The sequence below is a fragment of the Actinomadura kijaniata genome, from assembly GCF_014138665.1.
In the GTDB taxonomy this organism is placed as follows: Bacteria; Actinomycetota; Actinomycetes; order Streptosporangiales; family Streptosporangiaceae; genus Spirillospora; species Spirillospora kijaniata.
The window spans coordinates 231688-250508 of sequence record NZ_JACJIA010000004.1 but is presented as its reverse complement, the minus strand read 5'-3'; the positions used below and the strand labels follow the sequence as shown (position 1 = coordinate 250508).

Below are 18821 nucleotides of genomic sequence, written 5' to 3'. Positions count from 1 at the left end.
GCGGCTACCGCGCCGCGGGGTGAACGGTCCAGGCCCCGACCAGGTCGGCGTAGAGCGGGGAGTCCCGGAGGAGTTCCCCGTGGGTGCCCAGCCGGGGGCGGGTCCCGTCCATCACCAGGACGCGGTCGGCGCGGCGCGCCGAGCTGAGCCGGTGCGCGATGACGACCAGGGTGCCGGGCCGGTCCCGGAAGGCGTGCTCCACGCGGGCCTCGGCGGCGGGGTCGAGGTGGCAGGTCGCCTCGTCCAGCACCACGATCCGCGCGGGGCTGAGCCAGACGCGGGCGAGCGCGACGAGCTGCCGCTCCCCCGGCGTCAGGCCCGAACGCGGCCCGAGCGCGGCCCCGTACCCGCCGAGCCGGGCGCGCAGCGGCGCCAGGCCCAGCGCGGCGACGGCGGCGTCGAGCTCGGCCTCGGCGGCGTCCGGGCGCAGGTAGGCGAGGTTCTCGGCGAGCGTGCCGCTGAAGACGTACGCCTCCTGCGGGATGATCGCGACCGACCGGCGCCTCCAGGCGGGATCGGTCTCGGCGAGCGGCACGCCGCCGACGCGGACCCGGCCCGCCTGCGGGACGGCGACCCCGGTGAGCAGGTCGGCCAGGGTCGACTTGCCGATCCCGCTGGGGCCGACGACGGCCAGGTGCGTCCCGTGCGGCACGGTCAGGTCCAGGTCGCGCACGACCGGTTCGGCACCGGCGCCGTAGGCGAACGTGAGCCCCTCCACCGACAGGTCGAGGCGGCCCGGGACGCGCCCTCCGGCGGGCGCGGGGTCGGGTTCGTCCGCGGAGCCGTCCAGGAGGCGTTGCAGGGTCACCGCCAGCCGCACGCCGGAACCCCCGGTGCTCTGCACGGCCGCGCGCAGCGCCGGTTGCAGGCCGGTCGTCACGTAGGTGAGCGCGCCGAGCACCTCGCCGGGGCTGAGCCGCCCGGAGGCCACCAGCCAGGGCGCGGCGGCCAGCAGGACGACCAGCGACAGCTGGCCGCCGACGATGCCGAGCGCGGTGCGCAGCGCGTCGGCGCGGGCGACGGCGCGTTCGGCCGCGGCCTGCTCGGCGAAGACCGCCGCCGCCTCGGCCCCGGCCCGGGGCCCGGCCCCGCACGCGACCACGTCGCGCACCGCCGCGGTCAGGCCGCCGACGGTCGCCGCGACGCGGTCCTCGGCCGCCAGCAGGGCCCGGTGCCGCGCCATCAGCTCCGGCAGCAGCCGGGAGAGCAGCAGCAGCGCCGCCAGCACCGGCGGGAGGACCAGCAGCGCCGTGACGGGCGCGAGCAGCAGCAGCCCGATCGCGGCCGCGACCACCGCCATGCCGACCTGCTGCATCCCGAGCAGCAGCCCCGCGCCGGTGTCCCGGACGGTCTCGGTCTGCTCGGTCAGCTTCGCGACCACGCCCGGATCGGGCCGGCCGGCCAGCGCGCGGCGCAGCGCGCCGGCCACGATCCGGCGGACGAGCCGGTCGCGCACCGGCTCCAGGGCCCCGCCGAGCGCGCGCGGGATCTGCCGCGCGCCCAGCGCGCCGACCGCCGTCGCCGCCGCGAGCGCCCCCAGCCACGCCAGGCCGACCGTGCCGCGTCCGCGCAGGAAGCCCTGGTCGACGGCGAGCGCGATCAGCCGTCCGGACACCAGCGCCGGGAGCGCCGCCGCGACCGACCACGCCAGCACCCCGGCCAGGCCGCGCCGTTCGGTCCGCAGCTGGGCGGCGAACCAGCGCGCCGCGCCCCCCGTCACGCGCGCTCCGCCGGCGCCGGCTCGAACATCGCCCGGTAGTCCGGATCGGCCCACAGCTCGCGGTGCGGGCGGAGCGCGCGCACCCGGCCGGAGTCCAGCCACAGGACCAGGTCGGCGCGCGCGGCGGTCCCGGCGCGGTGCGCGACCACCAGCCGGGTGCGGGTCGCGGCGGCCTCCGCGAGCGCGGCCGCCACCTGCGCCTCGGTCACCGAGTCGAGGCTGGAGGTCGCGTCGTCGAGGATGATCAGGCGGGCGTTCCGGACGAAGGCCCGGGCCAGCCCGAGCCGCTGCCGTTCCCCGCCGGACAGGGGCGTGTCCGCGACGGGCGTGTCGAAGCCCGCCGGGAGCAGCCGGACGAAGCCGTCCGCCCGCGCGAGCGCGGCCGCCCGTTCGACCGCGCGGGGCGGCGCGGACGGGCAGCCGTAGGCGATGGCGTCGGCGATCGTGGTCCCCTGGAGGTCGGGGCGTTCGAAGGCGTAGGCGACCTGCGCGCGCAGCGCGGCGGGCGCGAGCTCGCGCAGCGGGACCCCGTCCAGGAGCACCCGCCCCTCGTCGGGGTCGAGGAGGCGCCCGGCCACGGCGGCGAGCGTCGTCTTGCCCGCGCCGGACCGGCCGACCACCGCCACCGTCCGGCCGGGCGGGACGGTCAGGTCGACCGCGTCGAGCAGCGGCCCGTCCGGCGTCCGCACGGTCACCCCGCGCAGGACCAGCGCGCCGGGGCCGGGCGGCAGCGCGCGGTCGCCGCCGCCGGGGGCGGGGACCGACAGCACCTCGGCCAGGCGGCGCGCCCCCGCCCGCAGCCGCGCCAGGGCCAGCAGCAGGGGGATCTGGCCGACCAGGCCCAGCGCCATCGGGGCGTAGCCCGCCGCCGCGAGCATCTCCCCCGCCGACAGCCGACCGGTCAGGACGCCCCGCCCGGCGACGGCCAGCGCCGCGATCTCGGCCAGCGGGACGATCAGGCGGCCCTGCCCCTGCATCCGCCCGTAGGCGTGCCAGAGCCGCCGCCCGGAGTCCGACAGGCCCGGCAGCGGGGCCAGGACCCGGTCGGCCTCGCGCCGCCAGGTCCCGGCGGCGCGGATGGTGCGGATGCCGGTGAGCGCGTCGGTCATCCGCGCGGCGATCTCGCCCTGCGCCTCCTGGTACTCGGTGACCAGGTCGGAGGCGTCCCGGACGAAGACGCGCATGAGCAGCAGCCCGATCGGGACCGCGCCGCCCACCGCCGCCACCAGCCGCCAGTCGATCAGCCACAGCGCGACCACGCCGCCGACCGACATCAGCAGCCCCGCGACCGCGCTGACCACCGACCGCGCGACCGCGCCGGCCTGCGGCGCGCCGGTGACGGCGCGGCTGGCCAGGTCGCCGGGCGTGAACGCGCGCGTCCCCGGCACCCCGAGGGCCAGCACGTGCGTGACCAGGCGCGTCCGCAGCTCCCTGGTCGCGGCCGTGCCGCAGTACACCTCGGCGAGCCGGGACAGCGCCGTGCCCAGCGCCACGCCGCCGAGCGCCGCCGCCAGCCAGCCCAGCGGGGCCCCGGCGCCGCGGCCCGCGTCGCGGGCGAGCACCGCGTCGGTGACCGCGCCGATCGCGGCGGGCAGGGCGAGCGCGCACACCGCGTTCAGCAGCGTCGCGGCGACCAGGAGGGCCGTCCACCCGGGGCCGGCGCGCAGCGCCTGGACGAGCAGCCGGTCGGCGTGCATTCCTGTCGTGCTCCTCGCTGATGGTGGTCCGCCCGGGGCGGTGGGAGTCCCCACCGCCCCGGGCGGTCGTTTCACATGGGTGCCGCTTCGGCGGCCTCGGTCAGCGCTGTTCAGCAGCAGGCGAACAGGCTTCCCGTGCTACAGCACTCCCACAGGCTCCAGTCGGAGCGGTTCTCGCCGCGGGCGTGCTCGACGTCCAGGTTCTGGAGTTCCAGGATCGACGCCATGGGACTGTCACCTCTCATCGGTGGAACGGTGTGCGGGCGTCAGCAGCAGGTGAAGGGAACCCAGCTGCCCGTGCTGCAGCACTCCCAGACGCTGGCGTTGCTGTCGGCGGCCGAGCTGGCGCGCTCGACCTCCAGGTCCTGGAGCTCAAGGATGGATGCCATGGTGGATGTTCACCTCCTCCCCCGGGGTCGCGTGCTCGCCCCTTCCTCCGGATGGAGGAAGGGGAGTCTCAGGGGGTGGCCGCCCAGGGCCGCCTCGACCGTGGCCAGGACCCCGGCGGAGCCCGTGGCGAGGTCCATGGACAGGCGCAGCAGCTGGTCCCCGATGAACGCGGTCCGCCGCGCGCCGGGCGCCGGGGCGTCCTCGCCCCGGCCGGGGTACGGGACGGCGTGCCAGCCGAGGTTGCGCAGGTGCGTCCGGACGACCGGGTCCTCCCGGCCGGCCCCGACGTGCAGCAGGTAGGCGAGGATGCCGGACCGTCCGTTGAGCAGGCCGCTCTGCACGAAGTACGCGGGAGCCGCCGCCCTCCGGATCCCCTCCTGCGCCTCGGTGAAGCGCGGCGCCGGGCGGTGCCGCAGGAACTCGTGCAGCGCGATGCCGATGCCCACGCTGCCGGTGGCGACGTACGGAAGGACCCGCCAGCCCTCGTCGACCTGGAGCGTGCTGTCCTTCTGCGTCCACTTGCAGGCGTCCAGCTCGCGGTGCAGGGCGCGTTCGGCCTCGTCCAGCCAGTGGCCGTCGCCCGTCGCCTCGAACATCCGGACGAGGAACAGGGCCGGGCCGGAGGAGCCGTACATCAGGCCCGCCCGGTAGGCGCCCTCCGTCTTGCGGCGCAGGTTCGCGACCACCCGGCCGGCGGTCTCCTCGGCCGCCGCGGCGAACGACGCCTCGCCCGTGACGCGGGCGAAGTGGAGCTGGTTGAGGCCGATGCCCGCCAGCCCCCGGTAGAGGCTGTTGTCGGTCGCCCCCGTCGCGGCGGGCGCGTGCTCCATGAGCTCGCGGGCCTCGTCGGCGCGGCCGAGCCGGTCCAGGACGTGGGCGACGCCCGCGACGCCGTCGTAGAAGCCGGGCGGCGGCCGTTGCGCCCTGGCGACGGCGTCCCGCACCCAGTCCTCGTGGTCGGGGAAGCGGCCGGCGCCCGCCTCGGCCAGCGCCCACAGCACGCCCGCCGCGCCGTGGCCGAACCCGATCCCACCGACGCTGGTCGCGAACTGCTCGATGTCGCCCGGGAAGAGCCGGTCGGCGCGCTCGGGCGTGGCCGTGTCGAGGATCGCGGCGGCGATCCCGGCCCGCGTGTCCGGCCAGGTGGCGGGCGTCGGCTCGCGCCAGATCGGCGGCGCGCCGTCCGCCGGCGCCGGGCGGGCGAGGTCGCGGCGGATCCGGTCGGCGTAGTCCGGCGGCAGCGGGAAGGACTCGCAGATCACGTCGAGGAACTGCTCGACCTTGCGGTCGTCCCAGTGCAGCGTCGCGGTGAGGGAGGTGAAGACCGCGAGCCTGATGCAGCCGAGCGCGTAGCGGTCGATGGCGAACCCGGTGTAGTCGGGCGGGGCCTGGTAGCCGGGCGCGCCGAGCGCCGGGTGCGTCGCCTCCTCCGCCTCGGCGACCAGCTCGAAGTCGACGAACACGATGGAGTCGTCGTCCCGGACGATGATGTTGCCGGGGTGCAGGTCGCCGAAGACCACGCCGCGTTCGTGCAGCCGGCCGAGCGCGCTCTCCACCCGGTCGACGACGCCGAGCGCCCACTCGGTGTAGCCGGCGACCTCCTGCGGCGTCGCGCCGTAGTGCAGCATCGGGTTGCGGCGCACCATGTGGTGGGTGAGGGTCTCGCCCTCGACGTACTCCCGCACGAGGAAGCGGTGCTCCCACCAGCTCCGGTACTCGACCAGGTCGGGGATGCAGTCCAGGTCGGCGAGGCGGAGCAGCAGGCCGTGCTCGCGTTCGAGCCGGACGACGGCGTCGTCCTCGGCGCGGTCCAGGCCCGCCATCGGCCGCGCCTCCTTCACCAGGACCCTGCGGCCGGTGCGCTCGTCCACGGCGCGGTAGAGGCCGCCGCCGTTGGAGAAGTGCAGCGCCTTCTCGATCCGGTAGGGGAAGTCCTCGACGGTCCCGTTCTCCCGGGCGTCGATGGCCTCCCGCAGGAAGCCGGGCACCTCCACCCACGCGGGCACCCGGAACACCGGGTCCCTGGCGTCGGGCACCAGCACGCCGTCCGGGCGCGCGATCGCGGGCACCATCTCGCCGCGCCCGTCCCGGCAGAATTTCTCCTTGAAAGCGCCGTAGCGCACGAACAGCGGCCCCGAACGCCAGCGCAGATCGCTCAAGATATAGGGGCCGGGCTGCCCTTCCAGCATTCCACCGAGTTCATGGAGGGTCTTTTCCAGAGCGCCTTCGTCGGCGGGGTAGATCGTGATGAACTTTCCGCTGCCGCCGCGTTCGGCGTACTTGCTGCTGCGGGCCAGCAACGTCCTTCTGCTGCGCAGGAACTTGAAAGGCATTTCCTGCTCGACGCAGTATTTGGCGACCAGTTCGAGGACGGGCCAGGCGTTGTCCAGACCGGCCGACACATGGATCTTCCAGCCCTGGTCAGGCATGGTCAACCCGTCGTGGCCCTGCATCACCCAGACCCCCACGCGCCGACGTTCCCAGCCGTCCGGCAGGGGGAGGTCGTCGGAGTAGCCGTCGGTCTCCCGGGTGTCGCTGGACGGCGAGTCATAAAAGACGGGATCGGCCATCGCATAGGCGTGGTACCGCAGATCCATCCACTACCCCAATCTTTCGGCGCACCCCCATCGTGTGCCACCGGACGCCCCGCGAACCAGTCACTTCGGCCGTCGCCGAAACGGCCTGGTCATCGCGCATACGTCACGACGGGTTTCCGCGCCGTCACTTGGCCGCGGGTTATAGTCGGCACCGACCAGGGGATTCATGGAGGTGAACACGAATGGGTTATGCGATCGCGGCCGCGCTGGTGACGCTCGTGCTGATCTCGGGCGCGGCGGGGCACGCGCTGAAACCGTTCGTCCTGCGGGACGCGCTGCGCGCGCACGCGACGGTGCCGGAGCGCTTCGTCCGCCCGCTGGCGGTCCTGGTGCCGGTCATCGAAGCCGTACCGGCGGGGCTCGGCGCGTTCGGCCTGCTGGGCGGGCACGACGGAGCCCTCACGGCCGCGATGGTCTGCGCGGCCGCGCTGATGGCGGGCTACGGCGCCTACACCTGGCACGTCACCCGCACCAGCGAGGCCGCGGTGCCCTGCGGGTGCTCGGCGGCGGGAACGCCCATGACCGGCTGGGTCCCGCTCAGGGCCGTGGCGCTGGCGGCCGTCGCCGCCGTGGCCGCCGGCGGCGCGGCGCACGCGGCGTCCGTGGACGCGCCGGACCTCCTGGTCGCGGTCCTGGCGGGAGCCACCCTCGGCGCCCTGGTCTGGGAGCTGCCCGCACTCGCCGCGCCGCGCCCGGCGAACTAGGGGGCGGCGCCATGGATCATGTCGAGACCGACGTCCTCGTCTGGGCCGTCCTCCTGGTGCTCACCCTGCTCCTGCTCAGGATGAACCGGCAGGTCCGGTCGCTCCGGGCGCGCGTTCCCGAACTGGGCCTCCCGGCCGGGTCCCGCGCCCCCGGCCTGGACCGGCTCGCCCCCGCGCCGTCCGGCCCGACGCTGCTGCTGTTCCTCAGCTCGGGCTGCGGAGGCTGCCCGGCGGTACTGGAGAAGGCCCTCGACCTGGCCGCCACCGGCGACGTCGTCCCGATGCGGGCCGTCTTCGCGGGCGACCCGCTGCCGATGGGCGCCGGGAACGTCATCCCGGTGCACACCGGCGAACAGGCCCTGCTCAACGAGTACCGGGTGCCGGGCACGCCGTTCGCGGTGCTGGTCGAGGCCGGAAGGGTCCGGCGCGCGGAACCCGTCCGCTCGCTGGACCTGCTCCAGGAACTCGCCAGCCCGTCCCCGAACTGAGCGTCACCGCACCGCCCCAAGGACGTCGTTGACATGCTCGGCGGCCCCGGCGTGAAGCCGCGGCAGACACTCCCGAAGCGGCCGGACAATACTCTGCGGAACGGTGCCGTACTCGACCAGATACCCGAGCGAGTGAGCGATCTCCTCCTGCACCACGGGATCGGTCTCCCGCGACAGAGCCTCGACCAGCGGCATCACGACCGACGAGACCTCAAGCCCCGCCCGGCAGTCCTGGACGAGCCGGTCCCCAAGATAAGCGGCCGCCAACCTCCGAACCCGAGGCTCCCCATCGACCAGCCAGGCCAGCAGCTCACCGAGCGACGCGCCGACCATCCGAGAGGAATCCTTGCCCACCCGGGCATTGTCCTGCGTCCGGGGCCGCCATGGAAAGATCAAGCATGACCGACGAGCGCTTCCAGGACCCGGGGTGGCGGCTCTGGAACTTCGGCGACGAGATCCTGGTCCGCTGCCCCCGCTGCGACGCACGGGCCGTCGTGGTCGTTCACCCCGACCACCGCGAAGGCCATCGCTACGTGATCGGCCTCCTGACGGCGCCGCACCGGCTGAGCTGCACGGGGTGCGGCCACACCGCCGAGTGGACGCCACGCCGCTGGCAGCGCGGCGACGACGGAGACCCCTACTTCACCCACGGCGGCCCCCTGCTGGTCCCCCACCTCACCGGCCCGAACGACCCCTACTTCGACCTGCCGCTGTGGCTGCAACGCCCATGCTGCGGCCACGTCCTGTGGGCCTACAACCAACGCCACCTGGACCTGCTGGAAGCCTACGTGGCCGCCCGCCTACGCGAACGAGGAGGCTGGACAGGCTCAGGCAGCCTCCTGGAACGCCTACCCGCCTGGATCAAAGCGGCCGACAACCGCCCCGAAGTCCTCAAGTGCATAACAGCCCTACGCGCCACCCTCCCGTCCTGACCTCTCGGCGTCCGGGGGAGGGACGACTCTCCCCTGACAGCGCAGACGCGGCGACATGCCGGAGTGCTCCGGGCCCAGGAAGTCGAACGGAGGGCAAGGACGGAGCGTCGGCCTGCCGCGTTCCCGGGCCATGCGGCAAGCCGACGTCCGGTGACGAGTGCCCGGACCGGACACGGGCGGTGAAGCCCCTCGGGGTCAGCTTCCGTACTGCTTGGTGTCCGGGTGCTCGATCAGCAGGATGTGGGCGGCCTTCTCAGCGACGGGGCGGTGCCGTACGCCCCTGGGGACGACGAAGAGTTCGCCCGCCTTCAGCACCACCGGGTCCCGCCCCTCCAACTGGATCTCAAAGGTGCCGTCCCAGCACAGGAACAGCTCGTCCTCGTCGTGATGGTGCCAGGGGAACTCGTCTTCCAGACGAGCGAGGCGGACGACGGTGGTGTCGTTGACCATTGCCAGATCGCGCTGCTGGAAGGGCCCCGGGAGCACGGCGACGGCCTCGGGCACCGATACCGCGGCGAGCTGCCGCAGGTCCTCGTGTTGTGTGGTCATGTCGCGATCCTCGCCGTCATCGTGGACGGCTGGCAGAGCCAATGCGCCATGATTGGTCCGTCGAACGAACCAATCATCTCGATCGCGTCCGGAAGAACTCGATCATGTCGATGGACCCGGCCGAGCTGGCCGACCGTCTGGGCCGGTGGTCCGCCGGCCGCGGACCGCTGTACCTCCTGCTCGCCGCGCGGCTGAGGCGCCTCGTCGACGAGGGCGAGCTGCCGTCCGGCACCACGCTGCCACCCGACCGGGCCCTCGCGTCCGTGCTCGCGGTAGGACGCGGGACCGTCGTGGCCGCGTACGACCAGCTGCGCCTGGAAGGCCGGATCAGCCGACGCCAGGGAAGCGGGACCCGCGTGGCCGGGCCACCGCGCCCCGGACCCCGGGAGAGCACGGGCGCGCCGGTCTTCCTGCACCTGCTCGAACCCCGGGACGACGACGTGATCCTCCTGGCATGCGCCGCCCCGTCCGCGCCGCCGGCGATGCTGCTGACGGCCTACGAGCGGGCCTTGCCCCAGCTGGCCACGGTCACGAGCGACATCGGCTACCACCCGTCGGGCCACTGGCGGCTGCGCCGTGCGGTCGCCGACCACTACACGGGGCGTGGGGTGCCGACCGGCCCCGGGCAGGTGCTGGTCACCAACGGCGGCCAGCAAGCCCTCTCCCTGCTCGCCCGCGCCTTCGTCGAGCCCGGCGGCACGGTGCTCGTCGAGGCGCCCACCTACCCCGGCGCGCTCGAGGCCTTCCGCGAACAGACCACGTCCCTGGAGGCGCTCCCCGTCGGCCTGGACGGCTTCGAAGCGAGGGTCCGGACCTCTGACCGCCGCCTGGAACTCGCCTACCTCGTGTCCACCCACCACAACCCGACCGGAGCGGTACTGCCGTCGCTGGCGCGCCGACGGCTCGTCGCCGCCGCCGCCGCGGCGAGCGTGCCGCTCATCGACGACGAAATCCTCGCCCACCTGGCGCTTCCCGGGCAGGAGACACCACCTCCACTCGCTGCGTTCGGCGAAACGGTCATCTCCGTGGGCTCGCTCAGCAAGAGCGTCTGGGGCGGGCTGCGCATCGGCTGGATACGGGCCCCGCGGCCCGTGATCGACCGCCTCGCCAGGCTCCGAGCGGTTCACGACCTCGGGGGGAACGTCACCGCGCAGCTCGCCGCCGCCGAGCTGCTGCCCCACCTGGAGACCCTGTGCCAGGACATCGCGGCGGACCGCCGGGCCCGCCATGACCACCTGCGCGCGGAACTGGCACGGCGGCTGCCGCAGTGGCAGGCCCCACCCGTCACCGGCGGTCAGACCCTGTGGGTGCGCCTCCCCCGCGGCGACGGCGACTCCTTCGCGCAGACAGCCCTCCGCCACGGCGTCGCCGTGCTGCCCGGCAGCGGGCTGGACGCCTCGGGAGGCAGCAGGGAGTTCATCCGGATCCACTTCCTCGCCGCCCCCGACACGCTGACCGAGGCGGCGCGCCGCCTGGCCACCGCATGGCACGCCTACGGCGACGGTCGCGACCAGGGCACGCCCGCGCCCCGATCCATGGCGGTATGACAAGAGCCTTGGAGGATCGCCCTGGCTGCGAAAAGACCCCGTTTCCATGATCGGAAACGGGGTCTTTATGGCTGGTGGGCGCGGCAGGTTTCGAACCTGCGACCCCTCGCTTGTAAGGCGAGTGCTCTACCCCTGAGCTACGCGCCCGTGGGCACGTTCGTGCCTCGGTGACCGGGAAAGCGTACCCGGTTCCGGGGTGGGTGCGCGAAACGGATCATGGCTGGGGGTCGCCGCCGTCCTGTTCGGCCAGGAAGCGTTCGAACTGGGCGGCCAGCTCCTCGGCCGTCGGCATGTCCCGGGCCTCGGCGAGCAGGCTCTCGCGGTCGGCGGCGCCCGCGAACGCGTCGTACTGCTGCTCCAGGGCGCGCACGACCTTCTCGACCTCCTCGTTGCCGCTGACCTGCTCGGTGATCTCGGCGTCGGTCGTGAGGGCGGCCTCGCGGAGGGCGGCGGAGGGCAGCACCAGGCCGGTGGCGGCGATCACCGCGTCGAGGGCGGCGACGGCGGCGGTCGGGTAGGTGGTCTGGGCCAGGTAGTGCGGGACGTGGACGGCGAAGCCGAGCGCGTCGTGGCCGGACTCGCCCAGCCGGTACTCCAGCAGGGCCGCGGCGCTGCCGGGCACCTGGACCTTGTCGAACCACGAGGAGCGCGTGATCAGCTCCGGCCGGGTCGCGTGCGAGGTCATCCCCACCGGGCGGGTGTGCGGAACGCCCATCGGGATGCCGTGGAATCCGACGACGAGGCGGACGTTCAGGCGGTCCACCAGCGAGCGGACGGCGGCGACGAAGCCCTCCCACATCCGGTCGGGCTCGGGCCCGGTCAGCAGCAGGAACGGCGTGCCGACCTCGTCGTGCAGCAGGCGCAGGACCAGCTCGGGGGCGTCGTAGGAGGCCCAGTGGTCGCGGTCGTAGATCATCGTCGGGCGGCGGGCCCGGTAGTCGATCAGGGAGTCCACGTCGAACCGCGCGATGACGCGGTGGTCGAGGGCGTCCAGCAGGTGTTCGCGCACGAGCTGCCCGACCGATCCGGCGTCCACGAACCCGTCGATGCTGTGCAGCAGGACCGGGCCCGTCAGCTCCGGCAGGTCGGCGTCCAGCTCGTACAGATCCTCAGGGTTCAGCACCGTCTCCCCCACATTCATGTCTTGAGCCCTTCAACCTTAGGACATGGGCGGGGGCATCCCTTGTCCGTGTGTGATCGCGGTCTCATTCGAAGACGCGGCTGGCCAGGAAGTCCTCGGGCAGCAGGGTGGTGAGGGCGGCCAGGTCCACCTCGCCGGGGGCGGCCAGCAGCCGGCCGGCGTGGCGCAGGCGGGCGCGCTCGATCGCGTTGCGGACCGAACGGGCGTTGGCGAACCGCGGCCGGACGCGGCGTCGCCGCAGGTAGTCGCGGAAGACTGGAACGGTCTCGGGGGCGAGCCGGTAGCCCTCGCGGGCCATCATCAGGCGGCCGATCTCCTCCAGTTCGGCGGGTTCGTAGTCGGGGAAGTCGATGTGGTGGGCGATGCGGGAGCTCATGCCGGGGTTGGAGGCGAAGAACGCGTCCATGCGGTCCTTGTAGCCCGCCAGGACGACGACGAGGTCGTCGCGCTGGTTCTCCATGACCTGGAGGAGGATCTCGATGGCCTCCTGGCCGTAGTCGCGTTCGTTCTCGGCCCGGTACAGGTGGTAGGCCTCGTCGATGAACAGGACGCCGCCCATGGCGCGCTTGAGGACCTCCTTGGTCTTGGGCGCGGTGTGCCCGACGTACTGGCCGACCAGGTCGTCGCGGGTGACCGGCACCAGGTGGCCCTTGCGGACGTAGCCGAGGCGGTGCAGCAGTTCGGCGAGGCGGACCGCGACGGTCGTCTTGCCCGTGCCGGGGCCGCCGGTGAAGCACATGTGCAGGTTGGGGCGGCCCGAGTCGATGCCGAAGCGCGCCCGGACGCGGTCCACCAGCAGCAGCGCGGCGATCTCGCGGACGCGGGCCTTCACCGGGGCCAGGCCGACCAGGTCGCGGTCCAGGGAGTCCAGGACCTCGTCGGCCTGGGACTCGGCGCGTTCGCGGGCCAGGTCCACGCGGGCGTCGGGGGGCAGCGGCCCGGCGGGGGCCTCGTCCGCCGGGCCGTCCGCCGGGCCGTCCGCCGAACGCATGCCGAAGGCGGGCCGCCCGGTCATGGCGCCGCCCGGTCCGGACCGAAGAACGTCGCGATCGAAGGTGCGGTGACGGGCGGGGTCATGCGTACCGCTCGCCCTGCGGCCGGTCAAGCGCGTAGGGGTGGATCCGGTAGCGGACGCGGCGGTCGGAGGTCTCCTCCCGGTCCAGCCGGAACCCCGGTTCGACGGCCGGGCGCTGCACGATGAACTGCAACGCCGTCGTCTGCCGCCCGTAGCCCGCGTCGTAGGCGTTCACCCGGACGTAGTGGCCCGGGTAGGCGCGGCGGCACTCGTTGACCTCGTACAGCACCCCGGCGGGGTCGGCCAGGTCGAACATCGGCAGGCCCCACATCTCCCAGTACGCGTTGCGCGGGTGCGGGTCGTCGGTGAACTCCACCGAGCACGGCCAGCCCCGCTCCAGGGCGTAGGCGACCTGCGCGGCGATCTCGTCGTCGGTGAGGTCGGGCAGGTGGGAGAACGTCCCTTGGGTCACGCGCATCACAGGCTCACAGGGGTCTCGACGACGTCGGGGGTGTCGGTGGACTCGTAGCTGAACGTCACGTCGCCCCAGGTGGACAGCGCGACCTCCAGCTCGCGGCTGTGCCGGGCGGCGGCCCGCAGGATGTCGGGGCCCTCGGCGAGGAGGTCACGGCCCTCGTTGCGCGCCTTGATCATCGCTTCGAGGGCGACGCGGTTGGCGGCGGCCCCGGCGGCGATCCCCATCGGGTGCCCGATCGTCCCGCCGCCGAACTGGAGGACCACGTCCTCGCCCAGGTGGTGCAGCAGCTGGTGCATCTGCCCGGCGTGGATGCCGCCGGACGCCACCGGCATCGTGCCCGGCATCGACGCCCAGTCCTGGTCGAAGTACAGGCCCTTCACCGGATCCGCGGCGATCCTGTCGAGGCGCAGGGTGTCGTAGAAGCCCGCGACGCTGTGGGGGTCGCCCTCCAGCTTGCCGACGACCGTCCCGGCGTGGATGTGGTCGACGCCGGCCAGCCGCATCCACTTGGCGATCACGCGGAAGCTGACGCCGTGGGTCTTCTGCCGCGTGTAGGTGGAGTGCCCGGCGCGGTGCAGGTGCAGCAGCATCCCGTTGGCCCGCGCCCACCGGGCCATCGACTGGATCGCGGTGTAGCCGACGGTCAGGTCGATCATCACGATGACGCTGCCGAGGTCGCGCGCGAACTCGGCGCGCTCGTACATGTCCTCCATCGTGGCGGCGGTGACGTTGAGGTAGTGCCCCTTGACCTCGCCGGTCGCGGCGACGGCCCGGTTGACGCCCTCCATGCAGTACAGGAACCGGTCGCGCCAGCGCATGAACGGCTGGGAGTTGATGTTCTCGTCGTCCTTGGTGAAGTCCAGGCCGCCGCGCAGCGCCTCGTACACGACGCGCCCGTAGTTGCGCGCCGACAGCCCGAGTTTCGGCTTGACCGTCGCGCCCAGCAGCGGGCGCCCGAACTTGCCGAGGTACTCGCGCTCCATCACGATCCCGTGCGCCGGGCCCTGGAACGTCTTGACGTAGTGCGGCGGGATCCGCATGTCCTCCAGCCGCAGCGCCCGCAGCGCCTTGAACCCGAAGACGTTCCCGATGATCGAGGAGGTGAGGTTGGCGATCGAGCCCTCCTCGAACAGGTCCAGGTCGTAGGCGATGGAGGCGATGAACTGCCCCTCGCGCCCCGGCACCGCCTCCACCCGGTAGCACTTGGCCTGGTAGTTCTCGTGGGAGGTGAGCCGGTCGGTCCACACCACCGTCCAGGTGGCGGTGGACGACTCCCCGGCGACGGCCGCGCCCGCCTCCTCCGGCGGGACGCCCGGCTGCGGCGTGATCCGGAACGCGGCCAGCACGTCGCCGTCCTTCGGCCGGTAGTCGGGCCGCCAGTAGCCCATCTCCGCGTACGGGATCACACCCGCCGACCATCTGCCCGCGCTCATGGCCCTCCGCTCGGGTCGGGGTTCGTGGACGTCCCGAGCGTCGCCCGGCGATACTCGCATCGTCCATCAAGTGTTTCCGGCCCACACCTGAGCGAGGGCTTGAACCAGGAGGTCGCCGTGACCGAGGCGCGGCTGCGGACGTTCGTGGCGGTGGCCGACGCCGGGTCGGTGCGGGAGGCGGCGCGGCGGCTGTACGTGACCGAGTCGGCGGTGTCGGCGGCGCTGGCGGCGCTGGCCCGGGACCTCGGCGTCGCGCTGGTCCGCCGCGAGGGGCGCGGCCTGGCGCTCACCCCCGCCGGGACGGTCTACGCCTCCTACGCCCGCCGGGTCCTCGGCCTGCTGGAGCAGGGGCGCGCGGCGGCGCGGGGCGCGGCCGACCCGGCGCGCGGCCCGCTGCGCCTGGCGGCGGTGACCACGGCCGCCGACCAGGTCCTGCCGGAGCTGCTGGCCTCGTTCCGCGCCCGCTGGCCGGAGGTGGACCTGGCCCTGGAGGTGGGGCCGCGCCGCCAGGTGTGGAGCAGCCTGGCCGCCCACCGGGCCGATCTGGTGCTGGCCGGACGGCCGCCCGCCGGCATCGCGGCGACCGTGCTGGCGCGGCGGCCCAACGACCTGGTCGTGGTGGGCGCGCCCGCGCCGGCGGCGGCGTTCGACCCGGCCACGACGCCGTGGGTGATGCGCGAGCCGGGCTCGGGCACCCGCGCGACGGCCGAGGCGTACCTGGCCGAACGCGACGTCGCCCCGCCCCGCCTGGTCCTCGGCTCCAACGGCGCGGTGGTCGCGGGCGCGGCGGCGGGGCTGGGCGTCGCCCTGCTGTCCCGTGACGCGGTCCGCGGCCACCTGGCGGACGGCTCCCTGGTCGAGATCGACGCGCCCGGAACGCCGCTGCACCGCCCCTGGCACGCCGTGGGCGGGCCCGATCCGACCCCGACGACCCGGCTGTTCGTGGATCATCTCCTGGAGGCCCCGGGCTGGTCCCGGCCCCGCTGACGCCCCGCCGGGCGCGTGGGGTCGGTCACATCGCGCACCGGAGCGCGCCGGAGCGGCCACGACACGACAGAATCGGATTCGGAAAACCCTGGGGGCAGGGCGCCCGCATCCGCGACCACGCGAAAGGGGTCCACGATGACCGCCGAACGCCCGTACGACCTCGTCCTCTTCGGCGCCACCGGCTTCACCGGCGGGCTGACCGCCGAGTACCTGGCGCGGCACGCGCCGCCCTTCGCCAAGTGGGCGCTGGCCGGGCGCAACCAGGAGAGGCTGGCGGCGGTCCGCGACCGGCTGGCCGCGATCGACCCGGCCTGCGCCGACCTGCCGCTGCTGCACGCCGACACCGCCGACACCGCGTCGGTCGAGGAGCTGGCCGCGCGGACGCGCGTCGTCATCACCACCGTCGGCCCGTACGTGAGGCACGGCGAGCCGCTGGTCGCCGCGTGCGCCCGCAACGGGACCGACTACGTGGACCTGACCGGCGAGCCGACGTTCGTGAACCGGATGTACGTGCGCCACCACGAGGAGGCCGTGCGCACGGGCGCGCGGATCGTGCACGCCTGCGGGTTCGACTCGATCCCGCAGGACCTGGGCGCGTACTTCACCGTCAAGCGGCTCCCGGCGGGCGTTCCGCTGCACGTGGAGGGGTTCGTGCGGGGCTCGGGCGACTTCTCCGGCGGCACCCTGCACTCGGCCGTCGGGATCTTCGCCGACATCCCCGGCATGGTCCGCTCCGAGCGCGAGTACCACCGCGCCGCGCCGAAGCCGGAGGGACGGCGGGTGCGGATCTCGCGGCGGCCCGTGCCCCGCTCGGGGGTGAACGGCTGGACGCTGCCGATGCCGACGATCGACCCGCAGATCGTGCTGCGGTCGGCGGCGGCGCTGGACCGGTACGGCCCGGACTTCTCCTACGCCCCCTACGTGGCGACCAGGCGGCTGCCGTCGGCGGTCGGGCTGGCCGTCGGCGCCACGGCCGTGACGGCGCTGGCGCAGCTGCCGCCGACCCGCGCGCTGCTGCTGCGGGTGCGCGGGGCGGGCGAGGGCCCGCCGCCGGAGAAGCGCGCCAAGGCGTGGTTCAGCGTGAAGTTCGTCGGCGAGGGCGGCGGCAGGCGCGTGGTCACCGAGGTCGCGGGCGGCGACCCCGGCTACGGCGAGACCGCGAAGATGCTGGCCGAGTCGGCGCTGTGCCTGGCCTTCGACGACCTGCCGCCGAGCTCCGGCCAGGTCACCACGGCGGTCGCGATGGGCGACGCGCTGATCGACCGCCTCCAGAAGGCCGGGATCACCTTCCGGGTGATCCATTCCTGATCGGGACGACCGCCTCGACGGTGGTGCCGGCGCCGGGGCGGCTGGTGACCGTGAACCGGCCGCCCAGCAGCTCGGCGCGTTCGGCCATGCCGCGCAGCCCGTAGGCCCCGGACCGGCGGCCCTGCCGCGGCGCGAACCCCACCCCGTCGTCGGCGACGGTCAGCCGGACGCGGTCGCGGTCGTGCTCCAGCAGCAGGTCGACGCAGGTGGCGGCGGCGTGCCGCAGGCAGTTGCCGACCGCCTCCTGCGCGATCCGGTACAGCGCGGTCTGCACGTGGTCGGGCAGCGGCTCCTCCAGCTCCCCGGTCACGGTGACGGTCACGTCCACCGCCCCGCGCGAGGTGGGCGCGCCCGCCTCCCGCGCCAGCGTCGCCAGCGCGGCGGGCAGCCCCAGGTCGTCCAGGACCGGGGGCCGCAGCCCGCCGATCGCCGCCCGCGTCTCGGCGGCGGCCAGCTCGCACAGCTCGCGCGCGCGGGCGATCTGGGCGCGGGCGCCGGACGGCGCGGGCCCGTCCAGCCCGGGGCCCTCCAGCGCCGCCTGCGCCGCCGACAGGTGGAAGCCCAGGCTGGCCAGGCGCTGGGCGATCCCGTCGTGGATCTCGCGGCTGAGCCGGGACCGCTCGGCCTCCTGGACCTGGACGGCGCGTTCGGCGAAGCGCTCGGCGGCGAACTCGCGCTCCCGGGCGGTGCGCAGGCGGCGGCACGAGCACAGCACCGGCGCGAACAGCTCGGCCAGCGCCCCGACCAGTGCCACGTCCGGCTCGCGGCAGGGGCCCGCCGACCGGACGTCGAGGACCCCGATGACCGCGGGCCCGCTGTGCACGGGCACCGCGACGCCGCGCCCGTCGCGGTGCCGCCGGGCCCGCCCGTGCGCCGCGGCCCACCCGACGTCCCCCTCCCCCAGCGGGACGGCCCGGCCCGCGCCCTCCATGACCCGCCCGCACTCGTCCAGGACGTACGCGTCGCAGAACACGAGCGCCTCGCCCGACCGCACCACCAGCCCGGCCAGCTCCTCGGCCATCGACGGCAGCGTCCGCCCCGAGCACGCGACCGCGACGACCCGGACCAGCAGGTCCCGTCCCCGGCCCGCCAGCAGGTCCAGCGCGGCCGTCACCGGTACAGCCCCTCCCGCAGCGCCAGCGCGACCGCCGCGGACCGGTCGGCCACCTCCAGCTTCCGGTACAGGGTCCGCAGATGGCTCTTGACGGTCTCCTCGCTGACCACCAGCCGCGCCGCGATCGCCTTGTTCGACAACCCGCCGACCAGCAGCGACAGCACCTCGCTCTCGCGCTGGGTGAGGCCCCGGTCGGCGCCCGGCCAGAACTCGCCGCGCCGCAGCCGCGCCGCCGTCACCGCCATCCGCCCGGCGAGGGTGGGATCGACGACGGTCTCGCCGCGGGCGACCTCCTCCAGCCGCCGCACCAGCTCCGGTCCGTCGACGCGTTTCAGCAGGTAGCCGCCGGCGCCCGCACGCAGCGCCTCGAAGACGTACTGCTCGTCGTCGTAGACCGACAGGAACACCACCCGCGACTCGGGGGCCAGGCCGGTCAGCGTCCGGCACACGTCCAGGCCGCTCTCCGGCCCCAGCCGGACGTCCAGCAGCACCACGTCGGGCCGCAGCGCCGCCACGAGCCGGGCGGCGTCGGCGGACGTCCCCGCCTGCCCCACCACCCGCACCCGCCCGGCGAACCCGGCCAGCATCGCCTTCAGCCCGGCCAGGATCATCTCGTGGTCGTCCACCAGGACGACGCGTACGGGCACGCCCATCCCGGCACGATAACAACCCTTGCTACCCGCCAGTAGCCCCCGTGGCGTCAGGCTTCTCCCGGGTTTCA

19 protein-coding genes and 1 tRNA gene are annotated in these 18821 nt (G+C 74.4%); 6 read left to right on the top strand and 14 right to left on the bottom strand.

Annotation, left to right across the window (positions count from 1 at the left end; all coding sequences use genetic code 11):
- Nucleotides 1-4: 4 nt before the first annotated feature.
- From HNR61_RS17205 to lanKC, 5 genes are all read right to left on the bottom strand, one after another.
- Nucleotides 5-1720: an ATP-binding cassette domain-containing protein gene (locus HNR61_RS17205; RefSeq protein WP_220509454.1), complete on the bottom strand. Its 1716-nt coding sequence runs from the start codon at nucleotides 1718-1720 to the stop codon at nucleotides 5-7.
- A complete protein-coding gene (locus HNR61_RS17200) occupies nucleotides 1717-3417 on the bottom strand; it encodes an ABC transporter ATP-binding protein (RefSeq protein WP_182844165.1) in 1701 nt (566 codons plus the stop codon). Before HNR61_RS17200 ends, HNR61_RS17205 begins: the two co-directional genes overlap by 4 nt.
- Before the next feature lie 110 nt (nucleotides 3418-3527).
- Nucleotides 3528-3662 carry a SapB/AmfS family lanthipeptide gene (locus tag HNR61_RS17195; protein ID WP_182844164.1) on the bottom strand — a complete coding sequence of 45 codons (135 nt, stop codon included), beginning with the start codon at nucleotides 3660-3662 and terminating at the stop codon, nucleotides 3528-3530.
- Nucleotides 3663-3683: 21 nt separating this feature from the next.
- Nucleotides 3684-3806 carry a SapB/AmfS family lanthipeptide gene (locus HNR61_RS17190; protein ID WP_182844163.1) on the bottom strand — a complete coding sequence of 41 codons (123 nt, stop codon included), beginning with the start codon at nucleotides 3804-3806 and terminating at the stop codon, nucleotides 3684-3686.
- Between the two features lie 9 nt (nucleotides 3807-3815).
- Nucleotides 3816-6404 carry a class III lanthionine synthetase LanKC gene (lanKC, locus tag HNR61_RS17185; RefSeq protein ID WP_182844162.1) on the bottom strand — a complete coding sequence of 863 codons (2589 nt, stop codon included), beginning with the start codon at nucleotides 6402-6404 and terminating at the stop codon, nucleotides 3816-3818.
- A gap of 182 nt (nucleotides 6405-6586) precedes the next feature.
- Between lanKC and HNR61_RS17180 the strand changes: the two genes are divergently transcribed.
- Both HNR61_RS17180 and HNR61_RS17175 read left to right on the top strand, forming a co-directional pair.
- Nucleotides 6587-7108, top strand: a complete 522-nt coding sequence (locus HNR61_RS17180; protein WP_182844161.1) for a MauE/DoxX family redox-associated membrane protein — start codon at nucleotides 6587-6589, stop codon at nucleotides 7106-7108.
- A gap of 11 nt (nucleotides 7109-7119) precedes the next feature.
- Nucleotides 7120-7596: a hypothetical protein gene (locus HNR61_RS17175; protein ID WP_182844160.1), complete on the top strand. Its 477-nt coding sequence runs from the start codon at nucleotides 7120-7122 to the stop codon at nucleotides 7594-7596.
- A 3-nt stretch (nucleotides 7597-7599) separates the two neighbouring features.
- On the opposite strand, the gene HNR61_RS17170 is transcribed toward HNR61_RS17175, so the two are convergent.
- Entirely contained in the window at nucleotides 7600-7950 is a 351-nt protein-coding gene (locus HNR61_RS17170; RefSeq protein WP_182844159.1) for a hypothetical protein, read from the bottom strand.
- Nucleotides 7951-7994: 44 nt separating this feature from the next.
- Between HNR61_RS17170 and HNR61_RS17165 the strand changes: the two genes are divergently transcribed.
- Nucleotides 7995-8528: a hypothetical protein gene (locus HNR61_RS17165; RefSeq protein WP_182844158.1), complete on the top strand. Its 534-nt coding sequence runs from the start codon at nucleotides 7995-7997 to the stop codon at nucleotides 8526-8528.
- A gap of 195 nt (nucleotides 8529-8723) precedes the next feature.
- Here HNR61_RS17165 and HNR61_RS17160 read toward each other — a convergent pair whose 3' ends face one another.
- Nucleotides 8724-9077 (bottom strand): cupin domain-containing protein, encoded by a 354-nt coding sequence (locus HNR61_RS17160; RefSeq protein WP_182844157.1) that lies wholly within the window; start codon nucleotides 9075-9077, stop codon nucleotides 8724-8726.
- Between the two features lie 104 nt (nucleotides 9078-9181).
- Between HNR61_RS17160 and HNR61_RS17155 the strand changes: the two genes are divergently transcribed.
- A complete protein-coding gene (locus tag HNR61_RS17155) occupies nucleotides 9182-10624 on the top strand; it encodes an aminotransferase-like domain-containing protein (protein WP_312897937.1) in 1443 nt (480 codons plus the stop codon).
- Between the two features lie 72 nt (nucleotides 10625-10696).
- On the opposite strand, the gene HNR61_RS17150 is transcribed toward HNR61_RS17155, so the two are convergent.
- The 5 genes from HNR61_RS17150 to HNR61_RS17130 form a co-directional block, all read right to left on the bottom strand.
- Nucleotides 10697-10771, bottom strand: a tRNA-Val gene (locus HNR61_RS17150).
- A gap of 67 nt (nucleotides 10772-10838) precedes the next feature.
- On the bottom strand, nucleotides 10839-11765 hold the full coding sequence (locus HNR61_RS17145) for a proteasome assembly chaperone family protein (RefSeq protein WP_182844156.1): 927 nt from the start codon (nucleotides 11763-11765) through the stop codon (nucleotides 10839-10841).
- Nucleotides 11766-11829: 64 nt separating this feature from the next.
- Nucleotides 11830-12780 (bottom strand): CbbX protein, encoded by a 951-nt coding sequence (gene cbbX / locus HNR61_RS17140; RefSeq protein ID WP_182844155.1) that lies wholly within the window; start codon nucleotides 12778-12780, stop codon nucleotides 11830-11832.
- A 58-nt stretch (nucleotides 12781-12838) separates the two neighbouring features.
- Nucleotides 12839-13258 (bottom strand): ribulose bisphosphate carboxylase small subunit, encoded by a 420-nt coding sequence (locus tag HNR61_RS17135; protein ID WP_182844154.1) that lies wholly within the window; start codon nucleotides 13256-13258, stop codon nucleotides 12839-12841.
- Nucleotides 13258-14691 (bottom strand): form I ribulose bisphosphate carboxylase large subunit, encoded by a 1434-nt coding sequence (locus tag HNR61_RS17130; RefSeq protein ID WP_182844153.1) that lies wholly within the window; start codon nucleotides 14689-14691, stop codon nucleotides 13258-13260. Before HNR61_RS17130 ends, HNR61_RS17135 begins: the two co-directional genes overlap by 1 nt.
- A 117-nt stretch (nucleotides 14692-14808) precedes the next feature.
- Here HNR61_RS17130 and HNR61_RS17125 point away from each other — a divergent pair, with 117 nt between their 5' ends.
- Together HNR61_RS17125 and HNR61_RS17120 are read left to right on the top strand one after the other, a co-directional pair.
- The gene (locus HNR61_RS17125; RefSeq protein ID WP_182844152.1) at nucleotides 14809-15678 is read left to right on the top strand and encodes a LysR substrate-binding domain-containing protein; all 870 of its coding nucleotides are present in this window, start codon (nucleotides 14809-14811) and stop codon (nucleotides 15676-15678) included.
- Nucleotides 15679-15813: 135 nt separating this feature from the next.
- Nucleotides 15814-16986: a saccharopine dehydrogenase family protein gene (locus HNR61_RS17120; protein WP_182844151.1), complete on the top strand. Its 1173-nt coding sequence runs from the start codon at nucleotides 15814-15816 to the stop codon at nucleotides 16984-16986.
- On the opposite strand, the gene HNR61_RS17115 is transcribed toward HNR61_RS17120, so the two are convergent.
- Both HNR61_RS17115 and HNR61_RS17110 read right to left on the bottom strand, forming a co-directional pair.
- The gene (locus HNR61_RS17115) at nucleotides 16961-18100 is read right to left on the bottom strand and encodes a sensor histidine kinase (protein ID WP_182844150.1); all 1140 of its coding nucleotides are present in this window, start codon (nucleotides 18098-18100) and stop codon (nucleotides 16961-16963) included. The genes HNR61_RS17120 and HNR61_RS17115 overlap by 26 nt on opposite strands.
- A complete protein-coding gene (locus tag HNR61_RS17110; protein ID WP_182844149.1) occupies nucleotides 18097-18753 on the bottom strand; it encodes a response regulator in 657 nt (218 codons plus the stop codon). Before HNR61_RS17110 ends, HNR61_RS17115 begins: the two co-directional genes overlap by 4 nt.
- Nucleotides 18754-18821 lie beyond the last annotated feature (68 nt).

Excerpts from the sequence above, each read along its gene's own strand:
- cbbX (WP_182844155.1), bottom strand. The coding sequence starts at position 12,780 with ATGACCGGGCGGCCCGCCTTCGGCATGCGTTCGGCGGACGGCCCGGCG.
- lanKC (WP_182844162.1), bottom strand. The coding sequence starts at position 6,404 with ATGGATCTGCGGTACCACGCCTATGCGATGGCCGATCCCGTCTTTTAT.
- HNR61_RS17130 (WP_182844153.1), bottom strand. The coding sequence starts at position 14,691 with ATGAGCGCGGGCAGATGGTCGGCGGGTGTGATCCCGTACGCGGAGATG.
- HNR61_RS17180 (WP_182844161.1), top strand. The coding sequence starts at position 6,587 with ATGGGTTATGCGATCGCGGCCGCGCTGGTGACGCTCGTGCTGATCTCG.
- HNR61_RS17155 (WP_312897937.1), top strand. The coding sequence starts at position 9,182 with ATGTCGATGGACCCGGCCGAGCTGGCCGACCGTCTGGGCCGGTGGTCC.
- HNR61_RS17195 (WP_182844164.1), bottom strand. The coding sequence starts at position 3,662 with ATGAGAGGTGACAGTCCCATGGCGTCGATCCTGGAACTCCAGAACCTG.
- HNR61_RS17175 (WP_182844160.1), top strand. The coding sequence starts at position 7,120 with ATGGATCATGTCGAGACCGACGTCCTCGTCTGGGCCGTCCTCCTGGTG.
- HNR61_RS17145 (WP_182844156.1), bottom strand. The coding sequence starts at position 11,765 with ATGAATGTGGGGGAGACGGTGCTGAACCCTGAGGATCTGTACGAGCTG.
- HNR61_RS17190 (WP_182844163.1), bottom strand. The coding sequence starts at position 3,806 with ATGGCATCCATCCTTGAGCTCCAGGACCTGGAGGTCGAGCGCGCCAGC.
- HNR61_RS17165 (WP_182844158.1), top strand. The coding sequence starts at position 7,995 with ATGACCGACGAGCGCTTCCAGGACCCGGGGTGGCGGCTCTGGAACTTC.
- HNR61_RS17200 (WP_182844165.1), bottom strand. The coding sequence starts at position 3,417 with ATGCACGCCGACCGGCTGCTCGTCCAGGCGCTGCGCGCCGGCCCCGGG.
- HNR61_RS17135 (WP_182844154.1), bottom strand. The coding sequence starts at position 13,258 with ATGCGCGTGACCCAAGGGACGTTCTCCCACCTGCCCGACCTCACCGAC.
- HNR61_RS17120 (WP_182844151.1), top strand. The coding sequence starts at position 15,814 with ATGACCGCCGAACGCCCGTACGACCTCGTCCTCTTCGGCGCCACCGGC.
- HNR61_RS17110 (WP_182844149.1), bottom strand. The coding sequence starts at position 18,753 with ATGGGCGTGCCCGTACGCGTCGTCCTGGTGGACGACCACGAGATGATC.
- HNR61_RS17160 (WP_182844157.1), bottom strand. The coding sequence starts at position 9,077 with ATGACCACACAACACGAGGACCTGCGGCAGCTCGCCGCGGTATCGGTG.